Annotated in this window: 21 protein-coding genes; 10 read left to right on the top strand and 11 right to left on the bottom strand. The window is 33.6% G+C overall.

Features of this window, described 5'->3' with window-relative positions:
- Positions 1 to 77 precede the first annotated feature (77 nt).
- The 6 genes from BSF42_RS09765 to BSF42_RS22420 all read left to right on the top strand — a co-directional run bounded on the left by BSF42_RS09765 (position 78) and on the right by BSF42_RS22420 (position 7,989).
- The gene (locus BSF42_RS09765) at positions 78 to 317 is read left to right on the top strand and encodes a FeoA family protein (protein WP_095952900.1); all 240 of its coding nucleotides are present in this window, start codon (positions 78 to 80) and stop codon (positions 315 to 317) included.
- A complete protein-coding gene (gene feoB, locus BSF42_RS09760) occupies positions 317 to 2,416 on the top strand; it encodes a ferrous iron transport protein B (protein ID WP_095952899.1) in 2,100 nt (699 codons plus the stop codon). Before BSF42_RS09765 ends, feoB begins: the two co-directional genes overlap by 1 nt.
- Positions 2,417 to 2,898: 482 nt before the next feature.
- Positions 2,899 to 3,783: a DUF4349 domain-containing protein gene (locus tag BSF42_RS09750; RefSeq protein WP_095952897.1), complete on the top strand. Its 885-nt coding sequence runs from the start codon at positions 2,899 to 2,901 to the stop codon at positions 3,781 to 3,783.
- A gap of 821 nt (positions 3,784 to 4,604) precedes the next feature.
- Positions 4,605 to 7,169 (top strand): collagen-like protein, encoded by a 2,565-nt coding sequence (locus tag BSF42_RS09745; protein ID WP_095952896.1) that lies wholly within the window; start codon positions 4,605 to 4,607, stop codon positions 7,167 to 7,169.
- Positions 7,170 to 7,498: 329 nt separating this feature from the next.
- A complete protein-coding gene (locus BSF42_RS09740; protein ID WP_095952895.1) occupies positions 7,499 to 7,828 on the top strand; it encodes a hypothetical protein in 330 nt (109 codons plus the stop codon).
- Positions 7,825 to 7,989 carry a hypothetical protein gene (locus BSF42_RS22420; RefSeq protein ID WP_172426666.1) on the top strand — a complete coding sequence of 55 codons (165 nt, stop codon included), beginning with the start codon at positions 7,825 to 7,827 and terminating at the stop codon, positions 7,987 to 7,989. Before BSF42_RS09740 ends, BSF42_RS22420 begins: the two co-directional genes overlap by 4 nt.
- A gap of 197 nt (positions 7,990 to 8,186) precedes the next feature.
- On the opposite strand, the gene BSF42_RS09735 is transcribed toward BSF42_RS22420, so the two are convergent.
- The 4 genes from BSF42_RS09735 to BSF42_RS09720 all read right to left on the bottom strand — a co-directional run bounded on the left by BSF42_RS09735 (position 8,187) and on the right by BSF42_RS09720 (position 11,614).
- Positions 8,187 to 8,783, bottom strand: coding sequence for a SpaA isopeptide-forming pilin-related protein (locus BSF42_RS09735; RefSeq protein WP_095952894.1), 597 nt, complete (start codon positions 8,781 to 8,783; stop codon positions 8,187 to 8,189).
- 105 nt (positions 8,784 to 8,888) lie between these two features.
- Positions 8,889 to 9,542, bottom strand: a complete 654-nt coding sequence (locus tag BSF42_RS09730) for an HD domain-containing protein (protein ID WP_095952893.1) — start codon at positions 9,540 to 9,542, stop codon at positions 8,889 to 8,891.
- A 287-nt stretch (positions 9,543 to 9,829) separates the two neighbouring features.
- Complete coding sequence (locus BSF42_RS09725; protein ID WP_095952892.1) at positions 9,830 to 10,822, bottom strand: acyl-ACP desaturase; 993 nt, start codon at positions 10,820 to 10,822, stop codon at positions 9,830 to 9,832.
- Between the two features lie 45 nt (positions 10,823 to 10,867).
- Positions 10,868 to 11,614 carry a 1-acyl-sn-glycerol-3-phosphate acyltransferase gene (locus BSF42_RS09720; RefSeq protein WP_095952891.1) on the bottom strand — a complete coding sequence of 249 codons (747 nt, stop codon included), beginning with the start codon at positions 11,612 to 11,614 and terminating at the stop codon, positions 10,868 to 10,870.
- A 287-nt stretch (positions 11,615 to 11,901) separates the two neighbouring features.
- Here BSF42_RS09720 and rnpA point away from each other — a divergent pair, with 287 nt between their 5' ends.
- The 4 genes from rnpA (at position 11,902) to BSF42_RS09700 (ending at position 15,675) form a co-directional block, all read left to right on the top strand.
- On the top strand, positions 11,902 to 12,306 hold the full coding sequence (gene rnpA / locus BSF42_RS09715; RefSeq protein ID WP_095952890.1) for a ribonuclease P protein component: 405 nt from the start codon (positions 11,902 to 11,904) through the stop codon (positions 12,304 to 12,306).
- A gap of 70 nt (positions 12,307 to 12,376) precedes the next feature.
- Positions 12,377 to 13,228, top strand: coding sequence for a DUF4349 domain-containing protein (locus BSF42_RS09710; protein ID WP_095952889.1), 852 nt, complete (start codon positions 12,377 to 12,379; stop codon positions 13,226 to 13,228).
- 2 nt (positions 13,229 to 13,230) lie between these two features.
- Positions 13,231 to 14,868: a S41 family peptidase gene (locus BSF42_RS09705; RefSeq protein WP_095952888.1), complete on the top strand. Its 1,638-nt coding sequence runs from the start codon at positions 13,231 to 13,233 to the stop codon at positions 14,866 to 14,868.
- A 3-nt stretch (positions 14,869 to 14,871) separates the two neighbouring features.
- Positions 14,872 to 15,675 (top strand): OmpA family protein, encoded by an 804-nt coding sequence (locus BSF42_RS09700; RefSeq protein WP_095952887.1) that lies wholly within the window; start codon positions 14,872 to 14,874, stop codon positions 15,673 to 15,675.
- Between the two features lie 67 nt (positions 15,676 to 15,742).
- Here BSF42_RS09700 and BSF42_RS09695 read toward each other — a convergent pair whose 3' ends face one another.
- From BSF42_RS09695 to BSF42_RS09665, 7 genes are all read right to left on the bottom strand, one after another.
- Entirely contained in the window at positions 15,743 to 17,404 is a 1,662-nt protein-coding gene (locus BSF42_RS09695) for a S41 family peptidase (RefSeq protein WP_095952886.1), read from the bottom strand.
- A 144-nt stretch (positions 17,405 to 17,548) separates the two neighbouring features.
- Complete coding sequence (locus tag BSF42_RS09690; protein WP_095952885.1) at positions 17,549 to 17,992, bottom strand: GNAT family N-acetyltransferase; 444 nt, start codon at positions 17,990 to 17,992, stop codon at positions 17,549 to 17,551.
- Positions 17,993 to 18,171: 179 nt separating this feature from the next.
- Positions 18,172 to 18,828 carry a DUF1579 domain-containing protein gene (locus BSF42_RS09685; protein WP_095952884.1) on the bottom strand — a complete coding sequence of 219 codons (657 nt, stop codon included), beginning with the start codon at positions 18,826 to 18,828 and terminating at the stop codon, positions 18,172 to 18,174.
- Between the two features lie 155 nt (positions 18,829 to 18,983).
- Positions 18,984 to 19,952: a DUF4837 family protein gene (locus tag BSF42_RS09680; protein ID WP_095952883.1), complete on the bottom strand. Its 969-nt coding sequence runs from the start codon at positions 19,950 to 19,952 to the stop codon at positions 18,984 to 18,986.
- Between the two features lie 46 nt (positions 19,953 to 19,998).
- A complete protein-coding gene (locus BSF42_RS09675; protein WP_095952882.1) occupies positions 19,999 to 21,816 on the bottom strand; it encodes a LysM peptidoglycan-binding domain-containing protein in 1,818 nt (605 codons plus the stop codon).
- Positions 21,817 to 21,926: 110 nt separating this feature from the next.
- The gene (pgk, locus tag BSF42_RS09670) at positions 21,927 to 23,114 is read right to left on the bottom strand and encodes a phosphoglycerate kinase (protein ID WP_095952881.1); all 1,188 of its coding nucleotides are present in this window, start codon (positions 23,112 to 23,114) and stop codon (positions 21,927 to 21,929) included.
- Between the two features lie 157 nt (positions 23,115 to 23,271).
- On the bottom strand, positions 23,272 to 24,252 hold the full coding sequence (locus BSF42_RS09665) for a type IX secretion system membrane protein PorP/SprF (RefSeq protein WP_253251023.1): 981 nt from the start codon (positions 24,250 to 24,252) through the stop codon (positions 23,272 to 23,274).
- Positions 24,253 to 24,292: the final 40 nt, after the last annotated feature.

Below are 24,292 nucleotides of genomic sequence, written 5' to 3'. Positions count from 1 at the left end.
CATTTGAGCAAGTGTTAAATGCCTTGAAATAAAGAATAATTGTCTACTTTTGCAATCTAAATTCAATCTAAATAAGCTTGCAAAATACAATCCACACTCTGAAAAAAGGCGAGAAAGCCATTATCAAAGATTTTGATATCGATCTTATTCCACTTAAATTATTAGAAATGGGTTGTCTTCCTGGCAGCTTAGTTGAATTACTGCAGATTGCCCCTTTTGGAGATCCTTTATATTTGGACATTAACGGTTCGCATGTCGCGATTCGTATTGAAACCGCTCGTGAAATTGAAGTTGAACTTATCAAAAACAATTTGTAATGAGTGTTCAAAATATAAACGTTGCCCTTATTGGGAATCCAAACACTGGAAAAACTTCAGTTTTCAATCAATTAACGGGTCTTAACCAGCAGGTTGGTAATTATCCCGGAATTACGGTTGAGAAAAAAATGGGGTTCTGCAAACTGACTCATAATATAAAAGCTAACATTCTAGATTTACCAGGAACGTATAGTTTGAATGCCAGTTCGATGGACGAAAGCGTGGTTATTGAACTTTTATTAAACAAAAACGACAAATTATATCCTGATGTTGCTGTTGTTGTAACAGATGTTGAAAATCTGAAAAGAAATTTACTGATCTACACACAGATCAAAGACCTTGAAATTCCAACGATTTTGGTTATCAATATGTCTGATCGTATGGAAAGAAAAGGAATTACCTTGGACATTCCGTATTTAGAAGAAAAACTAAAAACCAAAATTGCTTTAGTAAGTTCGCGCAAAGGTTTAGGAATTGAGGAATTGAAAGAACTAATTGTTTCTTATAAAACCCTGCCAAACGAACCTTGCTTAAATGCTTCTGTAATTGATCCTGAATATTTTCAAAAATTACAGCATGCTTTTCCGAATCAATTAATGTACAAATTGTGGCTGGTAATTACGCAGGACGTCAATTTTTCGAATTTAGACCGAAATGAAGTTCGAAGCACTTTTACCAAATCACATTCAGAATTAAAGCGTTTACAACAAAAAGAAACCATTAAAAGATATCAATTTATAAATGATGTTTTAAAAGAAGGTTTAAAAGTTGACGCTTCGATGGCCAAAGATATCCGAGCTAAACTGGACCGCGTTTTAACGCATAAAGTTTGGGGTTATGTGATTTTCTTTGCTATTTTATTTTTGATTTTCCAATCTATTTTCAGCTGGTCGACAATTCCGATGGATTTTATTGACAGCACTTTTGCTTCGTTAAGCAGCTGGGTTGCCGCAGAACTGCCAAGCGGTATTTTGACTGATTTACTTTCGCAGGGAATTATACCAGGAATTGGCGGTGTTATTATTTTCATTCCGCAGATTGCCTTCTTGTTCTTGTTTATTTCTATTTTGGAAGAAAGCGGTTATATGAGCCGTGTGGTATTTTTAATGGACAAAATAATGCGCAAGTTCGGACTTTCCGGAAAAAGTGTTGTGCCTTTAATTTCGGGAACTGCTTGTGCGATTCCAGCGATTATGGCTACGCGAAATATCGAAAACTGGAAAGAACGTCTTATTACGATCCTAGTAACGCCTTTCACGACTTGCTCTGCCAGATTACCAGTTTATGCTATTATTATTTCTTTGGTTATTCCGAGTAAACGTCTTTTTGGTTTTCTAAATATTCAGGGATTAACTTTAATGCTTTTATATGTTTTAGGCTTTTTTGCAGCAATTTTATCAGCCTATATTTTGAACAAAGTTTTAAAATTGGAATCAAAAACGTATTTCGTTGTTGAAATGCCTAGCTATAAAATGCCGCTTTTCAAAAATGTCGGAATCAATGTTGTTGAAAAAACAAAAGCTTTTATTGTTGGCGCGGGTAAAATTATCTTGGCGATATCGGTCATTTTATGGTTTTTAGCTTCGTACGGACCTGGAAAAGATTTTAATGAAGCAGAATCTATTGTAAAAGAAAGATTTGCCAATAAAGCTATAGACGAGACTCAGTTTGAAAATGAAGTTGCCTCTCAAAAACTGGAGAATTCATATATCGGATTAATGGGTAGAGCAATCGAACCTGCCATTGCGCCTTTGGGTTACGATTGGAAAATCGGAATTGCATTAATCAGTTCATTTGCTGCACGTGAAGTTTTTGTGGGAACTCTTGCAACTATTTACAGTGTTGGTGACACAGACAACGAATCGACTATAAAAAGCAAAATGGCAGCAGAAATTCGTCCAGAAACAGGAAAAAAAGTATTTGATTTTCCAACCGGAATTTCATTGTTACTGTTTTATGCTTTTGCGATGCAGTGTGCCAGTACATTGGCAATTACTAAAAAAGAAACCAATTCGTGGAAATGGCCGGCAATGCAGTTAGTCTTCATGAGTGCATTAGCCTATTTTACTGCACTAATTGCGTATCAATTATTAAAATAAAAAATTATGATCCAGCAAATTATAGCTTTCGCCATATTAGGATTAGCCGTTGCTTTTCTGATCAAAAAGTACTTTTTTAAATCTAAAAAGAAAAAGGACTGTGGGAATGGAACTGATTGTGGATGTTCGTAATTTTAAGGTGCTGAGATTTAAAAAGTAATTTTGCAGAGATTCTCAAAATAAAAACACAAAGCTTCGCAGAGATATTTCGATTTCTCTGAGAAGCTTTTTATATTAAGAATATATTCTTTCAAATAAAAATGTCTTTTTATGATACTTTAAAAACTTTTAGGTCAGACTTATAAATTCAAGTTCTCTTAATTTTGGGATTCTAAATGCATGAAAATGAATCCAGAAGATAAAATAGAGATCATTAGAGACAATAGAGTTGCAAGATTATTGTGGTTCTCGCTTGGTTTTTTGTGCGCACTTATTATTATGTACATTTACATGAAACATAAATATTATTCAAATTAATTGAGATGGCAAATAACTTTAAAAATAGAATTTGGAAATTAGGCAAATGGTCTGCTGGGTTGTTTATTTTATTGTTTGTATTTAGACTTCTATACGGTTATGCTGCTTCTAGTCAAACTTCTGGAAATGATTACAGTGACAACTTTTTTGGAAGCATTGATAATTTAAGAAAGAACTACGCTTCTGAAAAAGTAGCTGTAAAAGGGGACTTTAAACCTGCCGCTCCGAATATGGCTTCTACTCAGAAATTTGAAAAAACGGCATCACTTAAAACAAAAACATCTGAATATCAAAAAGATGAATATATAGTTAAAGCAAAAACAAAATCGTACAATGCAATTATTCAATATGAGCAAAAAATAGGGCAAAAAGGAAATAGACAAATTCACCTGCTTATTGGAGTAAATCCCGCAAAGTTTGATGATTTTTATGTTGATCTCCAAAAAGTTGGAATACTTAAAGATACTGAAATTACGAAAGTTGATAAAACGAATGAATACCGTCAATTGAATGCTAAAAAGATTTCTATCGAAAAAATGCTTCAATCCTTACTTGAGCTCAAATCTAAAGGAGGACAGATTTCAGATTTTATTTCCCTGAATGACAAAATTTTGGAAGTTGAAGAGCAATTGCAGGGATTGGGTGTTGAACTGGGAAATTTCAATACTGAAAATGAATTTTGCACCGTAAGATTCTCAATGTACGAAGGGGCTGCAGAAAAAAGTATCAGTTTTGTTCACAGAATCAAAGTTGCACTTGAATGGTCAATGAAATATTTTTTACTAAGTGTAGTTACCGTACTTTTCCTTTCATTGACATTATTTGTTTTATTGGTAATAGCTGATAAACTCAAAATTATCTCAACAATAAATAAAAAACTAAACGAGTAAAATAAAAATGCATTTATCCTGTTTGAGAATCAGTAATGAGTATTCCTTTCCTACTTTTCAAACTGGACAATTAAAGACAAAAACTATTTAATTCCTTCACATTCTACGTAAAACTAAACGAAGAAAAATTCAATTCTGCTTACCGGAAAACGGGTTAGAAGATCTTCAATTTTGCTTGGGAATTCTGTGCACCATTGAAACCCTAACTATCAAACACGAATACTAATTACTACACGAAAATATACTTTTAAAATTTCCAGTACTATAAATTTAGAAATATGCAATTGCATTAATTTTTTTTCATACTAAATCAAGTAACAATTATTTCCTGTTAAAAAAATTGTTAATTAACTATAATTCAGTACTTTTGATATTATAAGTATTACTTGCGCAAAATAGAAATCTTTTTTTATTTTTTATAATTTCGACAAATAAACTATAATTGCTTCTAAGCTTCTACATCTGAAATTTTAGTAAAAGCAATACCTTTTAAGCCAAATTTTAAGCCAGTTATCAAAAACAAATACACCAGATTTAAATTATTTTAATGATTTATTTGTTACTTAATTTAAATTTCGCAATTCCTTTTCAGATTCTACTTTAGCGCAATAACATCATTAAAATTTTATACTCATTATGTTTTTTTCTTGTTTAAACCGTGGGAATAAATTAATTGCTTGTTAAAATCATAAAAACACAATTAAAAGTCTTAGTCTATCATTTAAAAAACTTTTACAGGCCTAAAAAAAATACCTGTTTACCAGACATTTGCACGCAAAAAAACCAAATTTTTTAATAAAAACAAATTAATCATAACAATTATGAGTTTAAAAAATAAAATAGCGGTCACAATTGCAATATTAGGATTTTGTTCAATTTCGAATGCGCAGGTTGGCATAGGAACTTTAAATCCCGAAATGTCATCACAGCTGGATATCGTTTCAGCGAATAAAGGATTATTGATACCTCGATTATCCTTGACAGAAACATCAAATCAAAGCCCTGTGACAGGAACCATTACAAGCAGCTTACTAGTATACAATACCATAACTGCAAATGATGTAACTCCTGGATTTTATTACTGGCAGGTAAACAAATGGGTTAGATTATTAGCAAAAAGCGACCCTATAGCTTTTAATGAAACCCTAACAACATTAAATTATAATACAGCTACAAATGAATTAACGTACAAAGATGAAAACGGTGTTTCGAATGTATTACAATTAACTGTACAAACAGGGCCTCAAGGCCCACAAGGCGTACCTGGAAACGATGGCTCAACTGGGCCTCAAGGACCACAAGGAATACCCGGAAATGATGGTGCAACAGGACCTCAAGGACCACAAGGTGCACCAGGAAATGATGGTGCAACTGGATTAACTGGGCCGCAAGGGATACCCGGAAATGATGGTGCAATTGGAGCAACTGGGCCTCAAGGACCACAAGGAGTATCTGGAAATGATGGTGCAACTGGACTAACTGGACCGCAAGGAATACAGGGAGTCCCTGGAAATGATGGTGCAATTGGAGCAGCTGGACCCCAAGGACCACAGGGAGTCCCTGGAAATGATGGTGCAATTGGAGCAGCTGGACCTCAAGGACCACAGGGAGTACCTGGAAATGATGGTGCAATTGGAGCAGCTGGACCTCAAGGACCACAGGGAGTACCTGGAAATGATGGTGCAATTGGAGCAACCGGGCCTCAAGGACCACAAGGAGTACCTGGAAATGATGGTGCAATTGGAGCAACTGGGCCTCAAGGACCACAGGGAGTACCTGGAAATGATGGTGCAATTGGAGCAACTGGGCCTCAAGGACCACAGGGAGTACCCGGAAATGATGGTGCAGTCGGTGCTCAGGGTGGTATTGGATTAATTGTAAATGGAACCAATACAACAGTAAGCGGTACAGGTACAACCTCTGATCCCTATAAAGTAAATACCCCTTCTATACCTGTGACAACAGTATCAAATACTTCTACAGCCAATAATATAAACACAACAGTAAATGGCACAACAGGTCAGAATGTTACTATTATTAACAGTAATGTTCTGGATGCTGCAAATGGCAATCTTATATCAACCGTAAATGGAGTTGCATCAACTCCAGCAGTTCCTGTACTAATAACAGCCAATAATGCTTTGACTGTTACTAATGGAAATGTACAATTGGGTGGTGCATTAGTAACCCCAACAACTATAACTACTGATGCTGTTAACACTTTAACGGTTGCCGGCCTGCAGGCAGGAGCTGCAACAGACAATATTGTTATAACTGACACAAATGGCGTTCTAAAAACAATTACCCCTTCAGAACTTAGTGCTAACAGTTGGAACATTCTTGGTAATGCGGGAACTGACCCTGCTATTAATTTTATTGGTACTACAGATGATACCAATTTAATTTTCAAAAGAAATAATATCCAATCTGGTAAAATTGATGGAACTAACGTTTTTTTAGGGTATCAAACTTTTCCTGATGCGACAGGTGGAGGAATTGGAAACGTAGCAATAGGATACGGAACATTAAAAACTATTGAATCGGGAACCAAAAATATAGCTATTGGTTATGATGCCGGCGGTGACTTGACTACAGGAAGCAACAATATTCTTATTGGAGGCGGCACCATACAAAGAGTTAATGCTTCTTCTCCAGATGCATATGATGAATTAAATATTGGAAATGTATTATTTGGAACAAACATCAATCAAACAGCAGACAGAGCAGACGCAAAAATAGGTATTAATGTACAAGCCCCAACAAACACCTTACATGTCAGTAACAGGAATGACCCGACCTCTGATCCTGTACGTTTTGAAGGTTTGAAGGCAAGTTCGAATCCTGCCGATTTAAATGTAGTGGTTGATGCAACTGGTGTTTTGAAAACTGCACCACCACGTGGGGGTTTTTCCGCTAAAGTTCCCTTAGAAATTGGCGCGACAATTACCGCACCAACAAAACCGACAACACGTGAAAATGATTTTATACGTTACAAAGATCTTGGAAACAATGAAATAGAAGTAGATTTTTTATATTCCGCAACTGATTCGTCTGGCAGTGATCCAGGAGATGGAGACTATCTTTTCTCACTCCCTAATGGCTACCAATTTGATCTAACGGACCAGCCTCTTTACTCAGGTCCAATTATTGACAACACTACAAAAAACAGTGCTTCAATATATACCGTAAGAAACACTAAAACAGCTTTTGCTTTTGATCCAAGTGGAATGGTTACCACTAGTATGTTAATTATCCCGTATAGTGCAACACAATTTAGAATTATATTTACAAGTTATGGACGAAATGCAATTGGAACCAATGGAAATTTTCCATTATCCAATAACAATAATGTAATGGCTGGCAGATTTACATTTGTAAAACAATAACTGTGATGGAAATTTAAGATATAGAAACGGCGAGATAATCAAAAAAGTGAAGAAGACTTGCTTAGATCATTAGACTGACTTAGGTTCTTAGACATAAAAAAGCGGCTTCAAAATTTGAAGTCGCTTTTTTTATAATAATACTGAAACTAAAAACTTACTTCACCCCTTCCCATTCTGCATAAAACTGAGCAAGAAACAATTCCATAAAACGATGTCTTTCGGCAGCGATTTGTTTTCTAATGATATTTAAAAACCGTTTTAGAGTATTTATCTTTTAAAAAATTGAAATACTTTTGATCTAATTGTAAACTACAAAACACATTAAAACAATGACAGAAGACAAATTTTGGGAAATTATTGAACTTTCCTGGGCAGACTCACCAGCACTTCACAAATTAAGAGCCGAATGTCTAAAAAATAATGATGCTGAAATACTTGAACAATTAAGTGATGAATTGCAAGGTTCTATTCTCAAAAATTACAACAAAAGACTTCTTGAACTTAATAAAGAAGATATAACAAAATTCATTCTCATTTTAGAAGAAAGACTGTATAATATTGATCGAGAGGAAATTCATGAATACACAGATGGCTCTGACGATGGCTTTTATACTCCCGTTGCTTTATACTTGGAATGGGACGAGAATATTATAATATGATCTATAAAACCCCTTCAAAAGCTACATTTGATATCGATGGTGAAAGCTTTGGATTTTCTGCTTATAATCTTTTTGAGGAAAAATTTGGAGAAGAATTTGATCGTTATTCAAAACATTGTATAGAAAGCGGTTCAAATGAGAATGGCTGGTCAACGGAATAGTTATTCTTGCCTAGTTAAGATAAGATTTAGTATTTGAAAATAAAAAAGCTTCACAGAGATTAAAATTCTTTGTGAAGCTTTGTGTTTTCTTGGGGAATCGTTGCGGAATATAATTTTACAGATACACAGAGTAAAAGGACAAAGCTTCACGAAGATTTAAATTTCTTTGTGAAGCTTTGCCTTTTGGATGTCATCGCTTACCATAAAACAACCAATGCAGAACTAAATCCGCAATTTGCGATTTCAACAGAACCCATTTTTATTGGGATATTTTCCGCTTCATTTTTCCAGGTTATTGTATACTTTCCTAAGCCGAATCCGGGTACTTCAATGTATTGTTTTGCATTTACAATAAAATATTCCCCACCATTTATGTTTACTGAAAGTGGAATATTATTCGAATTAAGTATCTCGATATTACTTGTCTTATCAGAAATTATTATACCCTCTCTTTCAACAACGTTACCTTTTAAAGCTAATTCGCTCGAAAATTTTCCATTTCTATTATCTTTACATTCCTTTTCGACGAACCAGTAGTATTTCTCAGTATCTAAATTATCAAAAATTACTTTTCCATCATTGTCAGAAGTTAAAATGCCCAGAGGATTTGACTTACTTTCAAAATCTTCTTTAGTCGAAAATAAAGTTACTTTAGCATCTTTGATATTATTTCCTACTTCATCTTTAATTTTTAATTCTAAAGTAGCTTTCGCTATTTCGTTATTATCATTATCACAAGAAGTAAATAGGAATGATTGAAAAACAAAAACTACTATTAAAAACAATTTTTTCATACGCTCTTTTTGTCAAATATAATAATTTTTGACTTTTCGTAAGAAAAAAGCACCATAATTTTTGATGTTATAAAAGAATAATCTTTGCAAATACCAGACCTATAATTATTTAACCCCCTCCCACTCCGCATAAAACTGCCCTAGAAATAATTCCATAAAACGATGTCTTTCGGCAGCGATTTCTTTTCCTTTTTGGGTATTCATTTTATCTTTTAAAAGCAAAAGCTTTTCGTAAAAATGATTTATTGTTGGAGCATTATTCTTCTTATACTCCTCCTTCGTCATGTTTGTTATGGGCTCGATTGCTGGGTCGTACAATGTTCTGTTTTTGAATCCTCCATAATTGAACGCTCTTGCTACTCCAATTGCCCCAATTGCATCTAAACGGTCCGCATCCTGAACGATATCCAATTCTATTGAAGAGAATTTCTTTTCAAAATTTCCTCCTTTATAAGAGATATTTTCAATAATATTGACTACATGAACAATTATGTCTTCTGAAACATTTTCTGTTTCTAAAAACGCTCGTGCTGTCTTTGGCCCAATAGTTTCATCTCCGTTATGAAATTTACTATCGGCAATATCATGAAGTAAAGCGCCTAATTGTACAACTGTAAGATCACAAACGGTATCTTTTGCGATTAAAAGTGCGTTTTTATAAACGCGTTCGATATGAAACCAATCGTGTCCGCCTTCAGCATCATTTAATTTTTCTTTTACAAAAGTGATCGTTTTGTTTATTAGTTCAGAAGTATTCATGAATTATTAGTATTTGAATTTTCTCGCAGATCATGCAGATTGAGCAGATTATACGAAAGGTTTTATATTAAATAAAAAATGTTGATTGTTAGAGTTTTGAAATCTAACAATCAACAAATATATTTTTTTGATTCCAATCCCGATAGCTATTGGGACCACATTTCAATTCTCATTTTATGTCTTCCTGAGCGAAGTCGAAGGATGCAAACTATGGATTTAGCATGAGATCCTTCGACTTCGCTCAGGAGGACAAGCTATGTAACATTATTATACCGCTGATCTACAATCTACAATCTAGCCGGTTCAACCCATTTAAAGATGTGTGATTCTTGTGGAATTACAATTCTCTCAGAGATTCTAGCCATACGCGCTGGTAATTTCATTAAGTAATCACGCGCTTTTTCTGCTTCGTCAGTCAAATTGGTAATTTTATCAACTTCCCATTTAATGATTAATTTCTGCATAATATCAACGTAATCATTTGCTGTGTAAACACCAATACGCTGTGCTGAATCAGAAAATTGTTCAAAAGCAGTGCTGATTTTTTGACCGGATTCTCTCAAAAAGTGAGCCGGCATAACGATTTTCTGCTTCATCATATATTGAAAAGCCAGCATCATTTCGCTTGGATCAACTTGAAAAATTCTAGTTACGAATTCGCTGTATGCATGGTGGTGACGCATTTCGTCTCCAGCAATCATTTTACACATTTTAGACAACTTATTATCGCCAAATTTCTTTGCAATCTGCGCTACTCTGTTATGAGAAACATAAGTTGCTAATTCCTGAAAACTAGTGTATACAAAGTTTTTGTATGGGTCAGTTCCAGTTCCAATATCAAAACCGTCGTTGATTAAATGCTGTGTAGTCATTTCGATTTCACGCATGTTCACACGACCAGACAAATACAAGTATTTATTTAAAAGATCTCCGTGGCGGTTTTCTTCTCCGGTCCATTGACGGATCCATTTAGACCAACCGTTTCCACCATTTTCTATTTGGTCAATACCTTCTACATCCATTAACCAAGATTCATATGTAGGTAAAGCTTCTTCGGTAATGGTATCACCAACAAGCGTAACCCAGAAATCGTATGGTAATTCTTTAGCAATTTCGCGTAATTCTTTTACCTCTTCGAAGAAATTTTCTCCTTCAGAATTTGGTAAAAAATCAGACGGCTGCCAAATTTTTTCCACTGGAATTAAATACTGTTCAACGAAGCTATCCACGTTTTTTTCCAAAAACTGCATTACTTCTAATCTAATGTTTTTTATAGACATTACTTATTATAGATTTGGGTTGTACGTTTTAGCTCGGACTAAAACTTAAACCTGTTTATACTCATTTATACCTTCTTTAACTGCTTCTTCTGTCAATTTCATTAACTCGACAAAATCATGATCCTTTACCGCCATAGCTTTATGAACAGTAAAAGTCAAATGATTTCCTAAGCCTACCGGAAACATTCCAAAACGAACCATTTTCCATGAATTGTTAATACTAACTGGCACCACATACGCTGATGGCGCATATTTGCATAGAATTTTTAAACCGCTTTGGGCAAATTCTTTCGGTTTTCCAGTCTTGCTGCGAGTTCCTTCAGGGAAAATTACAGCCGATCTTTTATTCTTTTCTATATATTCAGACAAGCCTTTGATTACTGGAATCGCTTGTTTAGGGTCTTTTCGGTCGATTAGCACAGATCCTCCGTGGCGTAAATTAAATGACACACTTGGAATCCCGCTTCCTAACTCCTTCTTACTTACAAATTTACAATGAAAACGTCTAAAGTACCAAATCATAGCAACGATATCGTACATACTTTGGTGATTAGCCACAAAAATAATAGGAACTCCAGTTGGAATTGTGTCAACTCCTTTAACTGTATACGTAGTTCCAACCAAATTGGTACACTTTAAAAGAAAGAAATTTAAATAATCAACACTTTTTTTGTGCGCCTGATAACCAAAAAGATTAAGGCAAATCCATTGTATTGGGTGAAAAACTGCCAAACACAATCCAAAACACAAATAATAAATTACAGAGATTGGATATGAAATTATCTTTTGCATGCTTGAAAAATTTAAGGCCAAAAGTAATAAATATATTTTTAGCCCTATAAAAATTATATAACTATCAATATACAAGGCGTTTAAAAGTAAAAAATAACAAAAAAACCTTCAATTTTGTACGAATTATAAGGGCATTAAAAAATCAATATTACAAAAATAGGCTATACTTAGCGATTTCTATTATACAAATGACTAAATTGATTTCATAAAACCCATTACGGAATAATTAAACAGCAAATAAAAAAATTACCTTTGCTTTTTCTATTGCAAATATTTTCTGAATTTAAATGAATTTCACTTACCCTAAAAACGAGCGTTTAAAAAGCAAAACAACGATTGGCTTACTTTTTTCTGACGGAAAATCGGTTTCTAAATATCCGCTTCGTTTGGTTTACCGTCAAGCGGAAGAAAATTCAGAAGAACTTACAAAAATCGGCGTTTCGGTTTCAAAAAAATACTTTAAAAAAGCAGTTGATCGAAATTACTTTAAGAGAGTTCTAAGAGAAACGTATCGTTTAAACAAGCATTTACTTTTAGACAATCTCGATGGAGCGTATTCTATTATGCTTTTTTATCAGACTAAAGACAAATTATCATACGCAGAAATCAATACTAAAATGATTCAGTTGTTTGAGAAATTTGCAGCTCAAATAAACAAATCTCCAGATTCTGAAAAGAAAATTGAGCCGTAGTTTTCAAAACGTAAGATTAATAATCAAATTAGACAAAAAAATCGTAGTTTTAGCTCTAAATTGAAATTTTATGCGACATATTTTCTTTTTCTTTTTATTCATATTAGTTCTTGTTGGCTGTAAAAAAGCTGATGCTGTAAATGAAGAAGCTTACGCTATTCAAACTGTAAAACTGCCTGCAAAAGCAGAAAATGTAGCTTATGACAGAAAAGCAGAGGTTGCATCTCCTCAACAGCCACCTCCGCCTACAAGGATAGATCAACAAATCGAACAAAAAATCATAAAAGAAGCAACTTTAAAATTTGAAACAGATAATTTAGAAAATTCTTTCAGTCAAATTCAAAAAGCTGTTGCAATGAGCAAAGCCAGAATAATAAACGATTCCGAAGGAAAAGATTATGCAACTGTTTTTAGAAATCTTACTATAAAAGTACCTAGTCAGAATTTTGACCGTTTTATTAATGATGTTTCTAAAGGTGTTTCTTATTTTGAAACTAAAAATATATCTGCCGAAGATGTTACGGAGCAATTTATTGATCTGACTTCAAGATTAAAAACAAAGAAAAAACTCGAAGAACGCTATCTCGAAATCCTAAAAAAAGCAAATAAAGTAAGTGAGATTTTAGAAATTGAAGAACAAATTTCGGCAATTCGCGAAGAGATCGAAGCCAAAGAAGGCCAGCTGAAATATTTGGAAAGCCGTGTTTCTGAAAGCACCATTACAATTGAATTTTATAAAACAATAGCCGAAAAAGAAGGCGTTAAAATATCGTACGGTTCAAAATTGTGGACCGCAATTAAATCAGGGTTTTTCAGTTTATCCGATTTGTTGATTTCGTTATTAAGCGTTTGGCCATTTGTCATCCTATTTTGTGTATTTGCCTATTTTATTAGAAGAAGATTAAAAAGAAAAAAAGAATAATCATGTATCCGTATTTCAAAAAGAAATTTATTATACCTGTCGCTGCTGCGGGAATGTTGTTTGTTGGAACCAGTTTTAAAGAAGATTTTTTTGAAATTGCCAAGCAGATCGAGATTTTTACCACTTTGTTTAAAGCTGTAAACACCAATTATGTAGACGAAACCAATCCTGGTGATTTGATGGATAAAGCCATTAAAAGCATGTTGGGAAGTTTAGATCCGTATACGGTTTATTTTAACGAGCAGGATGTCGTTAACTTTAAAATCAATAATACTGGAGAATATACAGGAATCGGCGCTTTGATTTCTAGAAAAAAAGATCGTCTGGTTGTTCGCGAACCTTATAAAAATTATCCAGCAGACAAAGCGGGACTAAAAGCCGGTGACGAAATTATTCAGATTGGCGATGTTTTGATTGCCGATTTTAAAGATGATGCTTCTCAATTATTGAAAGGCACAAAAAACACTAAAATCAACATCAAATATCTTCGTCAGGGAAAACCATTTACGACTGTTTTGGTTTTAGATGAAGTGGATATTAAATCGGTTCCGTTTTACGGAAAAATCGATGATAAAACAGGATATATTGTTTTGGCGCATTTTAGCAGAAAAGCTTCAAATGAAGTAAAAGAGGCTCTTGAAAAATTGAAAGCAGACGGCGCGACACAGATTGTTCTCGATTTAAGAGGAAATCCTGGAGGTTTGTTAAACGAAGCAATTGATATTTGTAATTTATTTGTTCCAAAGAATGAGGTAATTGTAACTACAAAATCAAGAATCGAAAAGCATAATAATACGTATAAAACTTCCAAAGAGCCTATTGATACACAGATTCCGTTGGCGATTTTAGTAAACGGAAGAAGTGCTTCGGCTTCTGAAATTGTTTCGGGTGCTTTACAAGACTTGGATCGTGCGGTTATTCTTGGAAGCAGAAGTTTCGGAAAAGGTTTGGTACAGCGTTCTGTTGACCTTACTTATGGAACGCAGTTAAAGGTGACAATTTCTAGATATTATACGCCATCTGGACGCTGCATTCAAGCATTGGATTACGCGCATAAAGACAAAAACGGAGTTGCCCAAAAAACCGATTCTAAGAACTTTAATGCTTTTAAAACCAGAAAAGGAAGAACAGTTTATGACGGCGGCGGTGTTTTACCAGATATCGAATTGGATGAAACTAAAACTAGTGCCATTGCAACGGCTTTACTAAGAAATGATGGCGTTTTTGATTATGCTACAACGTATTATTATAAAAACCCAAATCTTGGAGATAAGATCCCAACGATTACAGATGCTGATTATAGCGCTTTCAAACAATATTTGAAAACAAATAAAATCACCTTTGATACGGAAACAGAAGTAGCTTTGAAAAATACTTTAGCTGCAGCTAAAAATGAAAAAATAGATGAAACGATTGCTCCCGAATATCAGCAGTTATTGGCGGCTTTAGAAAAAAGCGAAACTACTTTATTGGATAAAAACCAAAAGGAAATCAAAAACATGATTCAGGAAGAATTGATTAAGAGATATCAATATCAAGAAGGTTTGTATCAGTTTTACATCAAAAACAATTCTGAGATTAAAAGAGCAGTTAATGTATTAAATAACCAGACAGAATATAAAACGATTTTAAAAATGTAGTGAATGAAGTTCCATCTTGCCATACTTCTTTTCTCATTTTATACAGTATCGGCACAGCAGGAACCTGTTGAAACTATTTATTTTGAATTTGATAAATATGATTTGACAGACAAACAGATCAATGTTGTTTCGGACTTTATAAAAAACATAGACACTTCTACGGTTGAGTCTATACAGGTTTATGGCTATTGCGACGATCGCGGAACAGATCAATACAATTTTAGATTATCCAATAATCGAGCGGTTACTATTCAGAATCTTTTGGTCAGTTATGGATTTAACCCAAATAAAATTATTATTCTCGAAGGAAAAGGACGCGTCCTCGTAAAGGCAGATACTATTGAAAATCTGTATGAAACAAGATTGAAAAATCGACGGGTTGATTTAATTGTTGTCAAAAAGAATAGTTTTGGAAAAGGGATTCATACTTCATTCAAAGGCAAGTTAAAAGTTGGCGATAAAGTTTATCTCGAATCAATTTTATTTGATATTGGAAGTGCTAAACTAACCCATCATGCCAAAAAAGAACTAGACAAAGTTGTTGTTACGCTTCTAAAGCATCAAAATCTTAAGTTTGAAATACGCGGTCATGTCTGCTGTACTCCAGAAATTTACAGCGACGGTATTGACAGAGATACCAAAGAAAGACGACTTTCTTGGAATCGTGCCAAAACTGTTTTTTATTATTTAATGAATAAAAAAATATCCAAAAGCCGCATGACTTATGTTGGATGCGGCAATAAGTATCCGCTTAAAAGAGGAGATAATTACGATCGAAGGGTGGAGTTTTTGATTACTAGTCTTTAATGTTTTTTGCCGCAAAGGATCTAAGGCACAAAGTTTTTTTTAATTTAAATCTTTGAATCCTCTACATTTACTTTTTATTTAAAAACTCTTTCGCTGCGTCCAAAACCTCATCCTTTCCCTCTTGAATTCCTTTAATCGTTGGCCTAACTACAATATCAACTTTAACACCAACTCTCTGTGTTTCTGTTCCGTCGGGATAAAAAACACCAAGTCCGCTCATTGCAGTTTTGAACGTCAAAAATTCAACTCTCGCAATATCACCGTCTGCTCCCGCAGTCTGACTCCCAATAGTAGTAACATTATCACCTGTCTGCATAAACATTGTAGTATATTCTGCCATACTTTGTGTTTCTTCATTTACAAGTAAAACTACTTTTCCTGAATAGTAATGATTTTTCATCGGATCAAGAATTTTTGGTTTTTTCCAAATAAATTTTCCTGGATAAGTTAAATCTGGCTTTATAAGTTTTGCGTACACTTTATCCTCTTTAATTAATCTTCTGGCAATTAAATAAGCCATAAAATCTGGATAATTTCTTATGTCAATAATCAAACCTTTTGTAGAATTTATTTTATTCATGATCACATCTTGATCCTTCATCTCTAAATTGTCCAAATTAATGTAGGCAATATTATTTTCGTCAATTTTAAACTTTTCCTTAATGTGATGTATTTCAGGATATTTCTTTACTTCTTCATATCGTTTTATTTTCTTAGCTAAAAAATTATTGTCGCGTTTAAGTTTTACTTTTACGGAATCTGTCGATCCATTAAAAATAAAATAATGGTAATTTTTTGCCTTTGTATTTTTATTTGACCCATTTACATACTTTGCTCTGTCTTCCATTATTTTTAAAGCATCTTTACCATCAACTTCTTCAATAATATCTCCTATTCTGATGTCATTTATTTTTGCCAAAGAATCATTGTAAAGTCCCACTACAGCAACCTTTTTCTCTATAACATTTACAAATGCCGGAATATATTTTCTTCCAAAAAAATCAAAATTTTTATTAGAAAAAAAACTAGCATGTGTATCATCTAATTTTACAACTGTCTCCTGCATTACTAATTGATATTCGGTGGCATTAATCGCATTTTCGAATTTTGGAATCATTTCCATCAAAACCTCGTCCCATTTTTGATCCATCATATACTTGTATGGAAAGAAGTATTCAACAGTGTTCCAATACCGAAACAAACTTAATAACCTATAGTTACTATTTGGATATTCGAAATCTGGATATTCAATTTCATTTTTAATTACTATGTTACCTTGAGGACTAGCCGCAACGTAAAAATTTGAACCTTGAAAACGGTTTTCTTCAATATACTTTAGTTTCTGAGAAAGTTCGTTTGTGAATATTTTAGAATTTTGTGTCCATGAAAGATTAAAGTTCTTATCAAATGAAACTGCTTTTGGGACATCTTTACAAGATTTACATTCTTTAATTGATCCTAAACTATAAATCCATTCCAAATAAATATTAGATAATTCTTCTTTGTTGTGAGCTTGTTCTACTTTTGGAATGATTTGAATTAATTGTTCATCCCAATTGAAATTACCTTTTGACACATTTGGATGATAATACTTTAAGAATCCCCAAACTTTTGCCAAACTGGCTAAATTTTCAATTTGTAGATTTTCAATACGTTTATAAGAATGATTTTTACCGAAAGTCATAAAACTGCAGGCACAAAAAACCAAAACCCATTTTAACTTACTCATTTATTAAATCTTATCTAAATAATTAAAATCTAAATTAGAAATTGTCAATTTTAAAAGTGTTATTCTAATCATAAAATTATAAGAATAAAAAAATCTTCTTTTATTTTATCAGTAAATGAAGGTTTAAAAATAAATAGAAATTGATTACTCTCGAATCATCTCAATATGCGGAATATCATCTTCCAAATACATTTCGCTTGTCTGCACAAAACCGTGGCTTTCATAGAATTTCTTTAAATACAATTGTGCTCCAATTGTTATTTTATCTTTTCCAAAGTTTGATTTAATACCAGCGATAGCTTCGCGCATTAAATCGTGTCCCCATTTTCTATCTCTGTAATTGGAATCTACAACTACTCTTCCTATCGAAGCATTATCAAATGAAATCCCAGCATCGAATAAACGAGAATATGCCACAATTTTACCTTCATATTCGCCAATTAAATGCAGCGCTTTCTTGTCTTTACCATCAAGATCTAAATAAACACAGTTTTGCTCGACTACAAAGACCTCACTTCTTAATTGGAGCAAATCATATAGCTCGTTTACATTTAACGCCTCAAAAGGCTTTATTTTCCATTTTAACATTTTAATAGTTTGTTTTGTTTTGCCGCAAAGGCACTAAGACGCTAAGTAAAAAGATGTCCTTGTAATTTACTTTGCAAAGTTATTATTTTGGAAAATATAAAAAGGCTCGAAGGCACAAATAAGTTTCATCTTGGAATAAATAAAACTTTGTGTCTTCAAGCCTTTGCAGCAAAAAAAAATTACTTTTTCTTCATTACAATCTCCATGCTTTTATATTCTGTTCCGTCTTTTGTATCGAACATTTCCATTTTACGAGTTGATGCATCAACAATTGTATAAACTTCTCTGTAAGCTGCTTTTTTTCCTGTTACAGGGTCTACAACTTCACCTTTGTATTCTACACTTTTTGAGCTTTCATTATACTTACCAACTCCAATCATCATTCCGGTTCCCATGTTATCGATAAAGGTAGTAGTGTATTCTTTAGTCGCATTATTAAAAGCGACTGTACTTTTGCCTTCAAAAGGTGCGCCCATAATTTTTCCGACATAATTTGCTTCCTGATATCGTCCGCCTAGAATCATTTTAATGTTGGCGACTGAAGATGCTTTTTCTGGTTTGGCATTTGGTTCATACCAAAAAGTCATTTCGCAGTTCCAAGTTCCAACTTCATCTGCGAGTAATTTATGGGGATTTCCTGGTGTGGCATAATCTTGCCATGCTTTTACGTAAGCTGCTGAATCTACAGGTTTTTCTGCAACTGATTCTTCAGCCATTGGTTCTTCGGTTTTAATGCTGTCTGAAACTTTTGTGGTTTCGGTTTCTGTCTTTACCTCTTTTTTACAGGATATAAAGCATAGCATAAACAATACTAATGTTGTGGTTACATTTTTCATAAGTCTTTGTTTTTGTGATTGTTAAAAAACAAAAGTAAGAAAAATAACAAAAGGTTTTGTTTCAGGTTTGTACTTTGTGTGAGGTAACTGCAAAGTCAGCAGGGATTTACACAAAGAGCACAAAGGTTATTTCAAAAATTATTGGTTGGCGTCTTTTATCTTTTATCAATTTTAACCGACTTTATAATTGCTTCCAGCTCTAACATTAAATCACGTTCTTGATTTGAAGGTGAATAACAAAATCCTTCAATAACCAAAAGACGGTTATAGGTTTTGTCTACGATGGCATAATTGATAAATGGTCCAGCCATAAAATCATTCTTTAATTCCCAAGTTCCTTTTGTTTCAAAAGCATCTTTATTGTTTAAAATCGCTTTTGAAAAATAAGGTGCATAGGCTTCACTTGTAATCATTTTGGTGTTGGGTTCACGCCCTTTTATGTAGCTTCCAACAGAATCACGCATGCTAACAATTGAATTTACAATGTCTTTTTTCTTTTGGAAATTACGTAACGGGATTTGGTATATCAAAAGACTGGTATTCCCACTGATGATCTCTTTTTTAAGCCAGATAAATTTTTTCTTGTGAAGCATGTATTCATATCCGGTAGGAATTTGTAGATCGATATGAAATTTATTCTTAATGATCGCCGGATTTAGCAGTGATTTACTATTGTCTTCTTGAACTTTTTTAATCTCTGCATCACGAATTTGTTTAATGATGTGAGGAGAATTTAATTCAATACTGCAAATAATGTCATCTACAGATTTTCCGTAAATGCGAAAAGTATTGTGCGGTAAATCTTTGTTCCGAATGATTTCGAATTTTTCCGTAGCCGTTTTTTTAACCACAATAATGCTTCGGCTGTCGGTAACGAAGCCTTCTAGAAGTCTTGCTGGATATTGATTGATGGTAAAAAGAGGTTCTTCTTGTGTGAGTCCAAGAACTGGCGAAGCAAATTTATTTCGAATGCTATCACCTACTTCTCCATACCATAATTGATCATCAATAATGATCGAAATGGCGTTTGTTTTTCCTGAAACTGGATCGTTTTGCTTATCACCTTTAAAGCAGGAGATCAGGAAAAATGGAAGTAATAGAAATAAAAAATGGGTTTTATTCATTTTCTTAATTTATGAAATAAAACCCAAATTTAATAAGATTATTCTATTATCCGTTTATTTTAAGTTTCATTCCCGGTTTAATGTCTTCATCTTTAATACCATTCCATTTTTTAATATCTGAAATTGTTACTCCAGGATATTTTTTAGAAATGCTGTATAAAGAGTCTCCTTTTTTAACGTAATAATCTTCGCCAATATTTTTAGAAACTGCTTTTTTCTTAAATGAATCAACCGAGTTCGATGCAATTGCTGTCGATACTGAAGCAGGTTCTTCTATAATTGGTGACGCTTTTGAAACAATAAGCGTTTTTCCTAAACCAATATTATTCGAAGTTAAATTGTTAAGTTCTTTTAACTCCGCAATAGTCGTACCGAATTTTTTAGCAATGCTGCCTAAATTGTCTCCCGCCGCCACAACATAGTCTTGATCAGCCGTTTTTGATTTTTCTTTATCGTCTGCAGCTGCGATTGCTTCTTCTCTTTTATCTATAACAGAATTTGATTTAGCAGGCGCTTCTTCAACCGATTTAATTTTAAGACTTCTGCCAATTGCAACAGCATTCGTTTTTAAATTATTCCATTTCTTTAATTCAGTAGTGCTCACATTGTATTTTGATGCAATGGCTCCTAAATTGTCTCCTTTTCTAACTTTATAAAGTTCATAATCGCTATTGTCAATTGCTGCAGGTTTTGCCGCTGGTTTAGCTTTTGGAGCATATTTTACAGCTAGTCTAGATGATGTTGATCTGTGTTCTGCATCATGCTTAACGTAAGCGTAAATTTGATCTTCGTTAGAAACGAATGTTGCTATTTTATCTTTTGGAAGACGAATAAAATGTTGTTCTCCTTGATAAAAAGGAACGACATTCATTTTATAAGATGGATTTAAAAGCTGAATCTGAGATTGCGGCATGTCTAGTAAGTCGGCAATCTGTTTGAAAGACATTTGATTTTTTATGCAGATAGTGTCTGTTTCGAAATTTTTAACAACTGCTCTTTCTGGATTAATTCCGTGTTCTTTATGATATTCAAAAAGATACATTGTAGCTAAAAAAGCAGGAACATAACCTTGAGTTTCTTTTGGAAGATAATTACGAATGTCCCAGTATTTGGTTTTTCCTCCAGAACGGCGGATTGCTTTAGTAACATTTCCTGGACCAGAGTTGTAAGATGCTAAAACTAGTTCCCAGTCACCAAAAATATTGAACATTTTGGTCATGTATTCAGAACAGGCAGCTGTAGCTTTAAGAGGGTCGCTTCTTTCATCGATATAAGAGTCAATTTTTAAAGCGTATTGTTTTCCGGTTCCGTACATAAACTGCCAAAGACCCGTGGCGCCCATTTTAGAAACTGCTTTAGGATTTAAAGCAGATTCTACAACGGCTAAATATTTTATTTCCAAAGGAACATTTTGTTTGGCAAAAGCGTCCTCGAAGATTGGGAAATAATATTCTGATAAAGCCATTAATCGAGAAAACGATTTTTTACGGTTCTTAAGAAATGACTTTATTATATTTTCTAAACCTTGATTGTATTCAATCTCAAAAGGTGATTTTTGATTCATTGCTGCTAAACGCTGTTTCAGCAGTTCGGTCGGCAATTCTTCATCGACAGTGACATCTTTGTTTATCGTTTGAATGTCTTTTGTTAAATCGTCGTAAATATCTAAACTTACTAATTCATTCATCCAAAGACTGTCAACTTTTGCAGCTAATGGCTCTTTTTTGAATGTGCTTTTAATAGAATCTAAATACGACAACTTAATGTCTTGCTTAATTTCTCTAGAAAATTCTGCAGATTCCTGCGCGAACATCGATAAAGAGAATAAAGCTGTAACCACTAAGGATATTTTCTTTACAATCATATAACATTTTTTTAAAATTCTGTAACTCAAAGAATTATAGGAACTGTATTTTTGCAAATCTAAGCCCTTTATTGAAGAAAACTATGTTAAAAAATGTTAATTGTGATTTTTTAGTCTAAAATCGCAGCGATTCCAGGTAAAACTTTCCCTTCTAACATCTCAAGCATAGCCCCGCCACCAGTAGAAACATAGCTCATTTTGTCTTCAAATCCGAATTGTTTTACTGCTGCAACAGAATCACCACCTCCAACTAATGAAAATGCTCCATTTTCAGTTGCTTCGGCAATATAATCTCCTAATGCGATGGTTCCTTTAGAGAAAGTTTCCATTTCGAAAACTCCTAATGGACCGTTCCAAAGAATCGTTTTAGACTCCAAAATTACTTTTTTGAAGTTTTCTAAAGATTTTGGACCTGCATCTAAACCTTGCCATCCGTCAGGAATTGCAGTTACATCTACAATCTGAGTATTTGCAGTGTTTGAGAAATCATCTGCAGCAATAACATCAACAGGAATATGAACTTGAACGTTTTTTTCTTTTGCTAATCTTAAAATTTCAAGAGCTAAATCTAGTTTATCATCTTCGCAGATAGATTCACCAATTTTTCCTCCTTGTGCTTTAACGAAAGTAAATGTCATTCCGCCTCCAATAATCATGTGATCTACTTTATCTAAGATATTTTCGATAACTGTGATTTTAGACGAAACTTTAGAACCTCCAAGAACCGCTGTAACAGGTTTTTCACTGTTATTAAGTACTTTATTTAAACTCTCAATTTCTTTAGCTAATAATGTTCCGAAACATTTCTCGTTTGGAAAAAATTGTGCAATAATTGTAGTTGATGCGTGTGCTCTGTGTGCTGTACCAAATGCATCGTTTACATAAATATCTCCAAGAGAAGCTAATTCTTTAGCGAAAGCTACATCTCCAGCTTCTTCTTCAGCGTGAAAACGTAAATTTTCTAATAATAATACTTCGCCTGGTTTTAAATCTTTTGCTGCAGTTTGAGCTGGTTCTCCAACACAGTCTTCAGCAAATTTTACCTCAACTCCTAAAATATCAGAAGCTGTTTTTAAAATATGTTTTAAAGAATATTTTTCTTCTGCTCCTTTTGGTCTGCCTAAATGAGACATTAAGATCACACTTCCGCCTTGTGCCAAAATTGTGTCAATTGTTGGTTTTGCAGCATCGATACGTGTTGTATCTGTAACATTAAAATTTTCATCCAACGGCACATTGAAGTCAACACGGATAATTGCTTTTTTATTTTTAAAATCGAAATCGTTTAAAGTTTTCATCTGCTAATTTTTTTAATTTTTTGAAAGAATAACAAATATAGAACTTTTACAGTACTCTAAATTTCAAAAAAGTAAAAATAATGCTTCAATAAAAACGAAAACGTTGTAATTTATGAAAACAAACAAATTAATTCTTAAAAATGATAAAATTATTTGCTTAATCGTGAACCGGACTCTGCGTACAAGGACAGTTACTGATAGATTGTAAGAAATCAAACCCGATTGTTATCGAATGTGTTCCTGAATTGTAGGTGCCTAAACCATTAAACATTAATTGATAAGAGTAGGCAAAATAGAATTTAGATTTCATAAAACCAGCCATAGGTCCCGCTGCCAATGGCTTTGGAAACTGATCATTTAGGAAACGGTACGAAACTCCAATCCAGTAGTAATCTTCGTAACGATTGTAACGTCTGTACTTAAAGTTAAAATCGGTTGTAGAACGCTGGTCACTTGCAAAGTACTGCAAGAAAACAGATGGTTCGTATTCGATTCTTCTGTTTTCACCATCTTTAAAAGTGAATCCAGAATACACCTGAAAGTTTGATAGTAATTGTGGTTCAACTCCTCTAAACTTGTCTGTGTTTTTCTTTAAAACGTTGTTGGCATTAAAACTTAAATAAAAACCTTTGTTACGGTATAAAGCACTAATGTCAAAGTTATTATTTGAATTGTAACGATTGTCTGTTATTGAAGGATCTAATGCTACTGGAACACCATTTACATCTCCTGTAAAATTACCAGTTTCGATACGGAAACTGTTAAAGTTATAAGAGATACCTAATGACAGGTATTGTTCTGAATAATAATCCAGAATAAGGTGGTGTGCAAATGAAACTTTTGCTCCTGTTTGTCTTGTATTTCCGTTGCTGTCATTATAAAAGGACAAACCAACTCCCGAACGATCTAAAACTCGAAAATCTGCATACAATGATTGGTTGTCTGGTGCGTCTTTAATTCCGACCCACTGCGTTAAACCATTGGCTCTAATACGGAGATTATCTCCAATACCGGCATAAGCAGGTGAAAGAATGAAAGGGTTATCAGCTAAATACTGGGTAAACACTGGTAGGTTTAACTCTTGGCTGTAACTTGTTGTTACAGCCATGAGTACTAAGGATAAAATAAACTTTTTCATTGTAATAAATTTTTTAGATAACATCATTGGGGCTATAATT

The organism is Flavobacterium sp. ACN6 (assembly GCF_002304005.1).
In the GTDB taxonomy this organism is placed as follows: domain Bacteria; phylum Bacteroidota; class Bacteroidia; order Flavobacteriales; family Flavobacteriaceae; genus Flavobacterium.
This window is presented reverse-complemented; position numbering and strand designations above follow the sequence as displayed.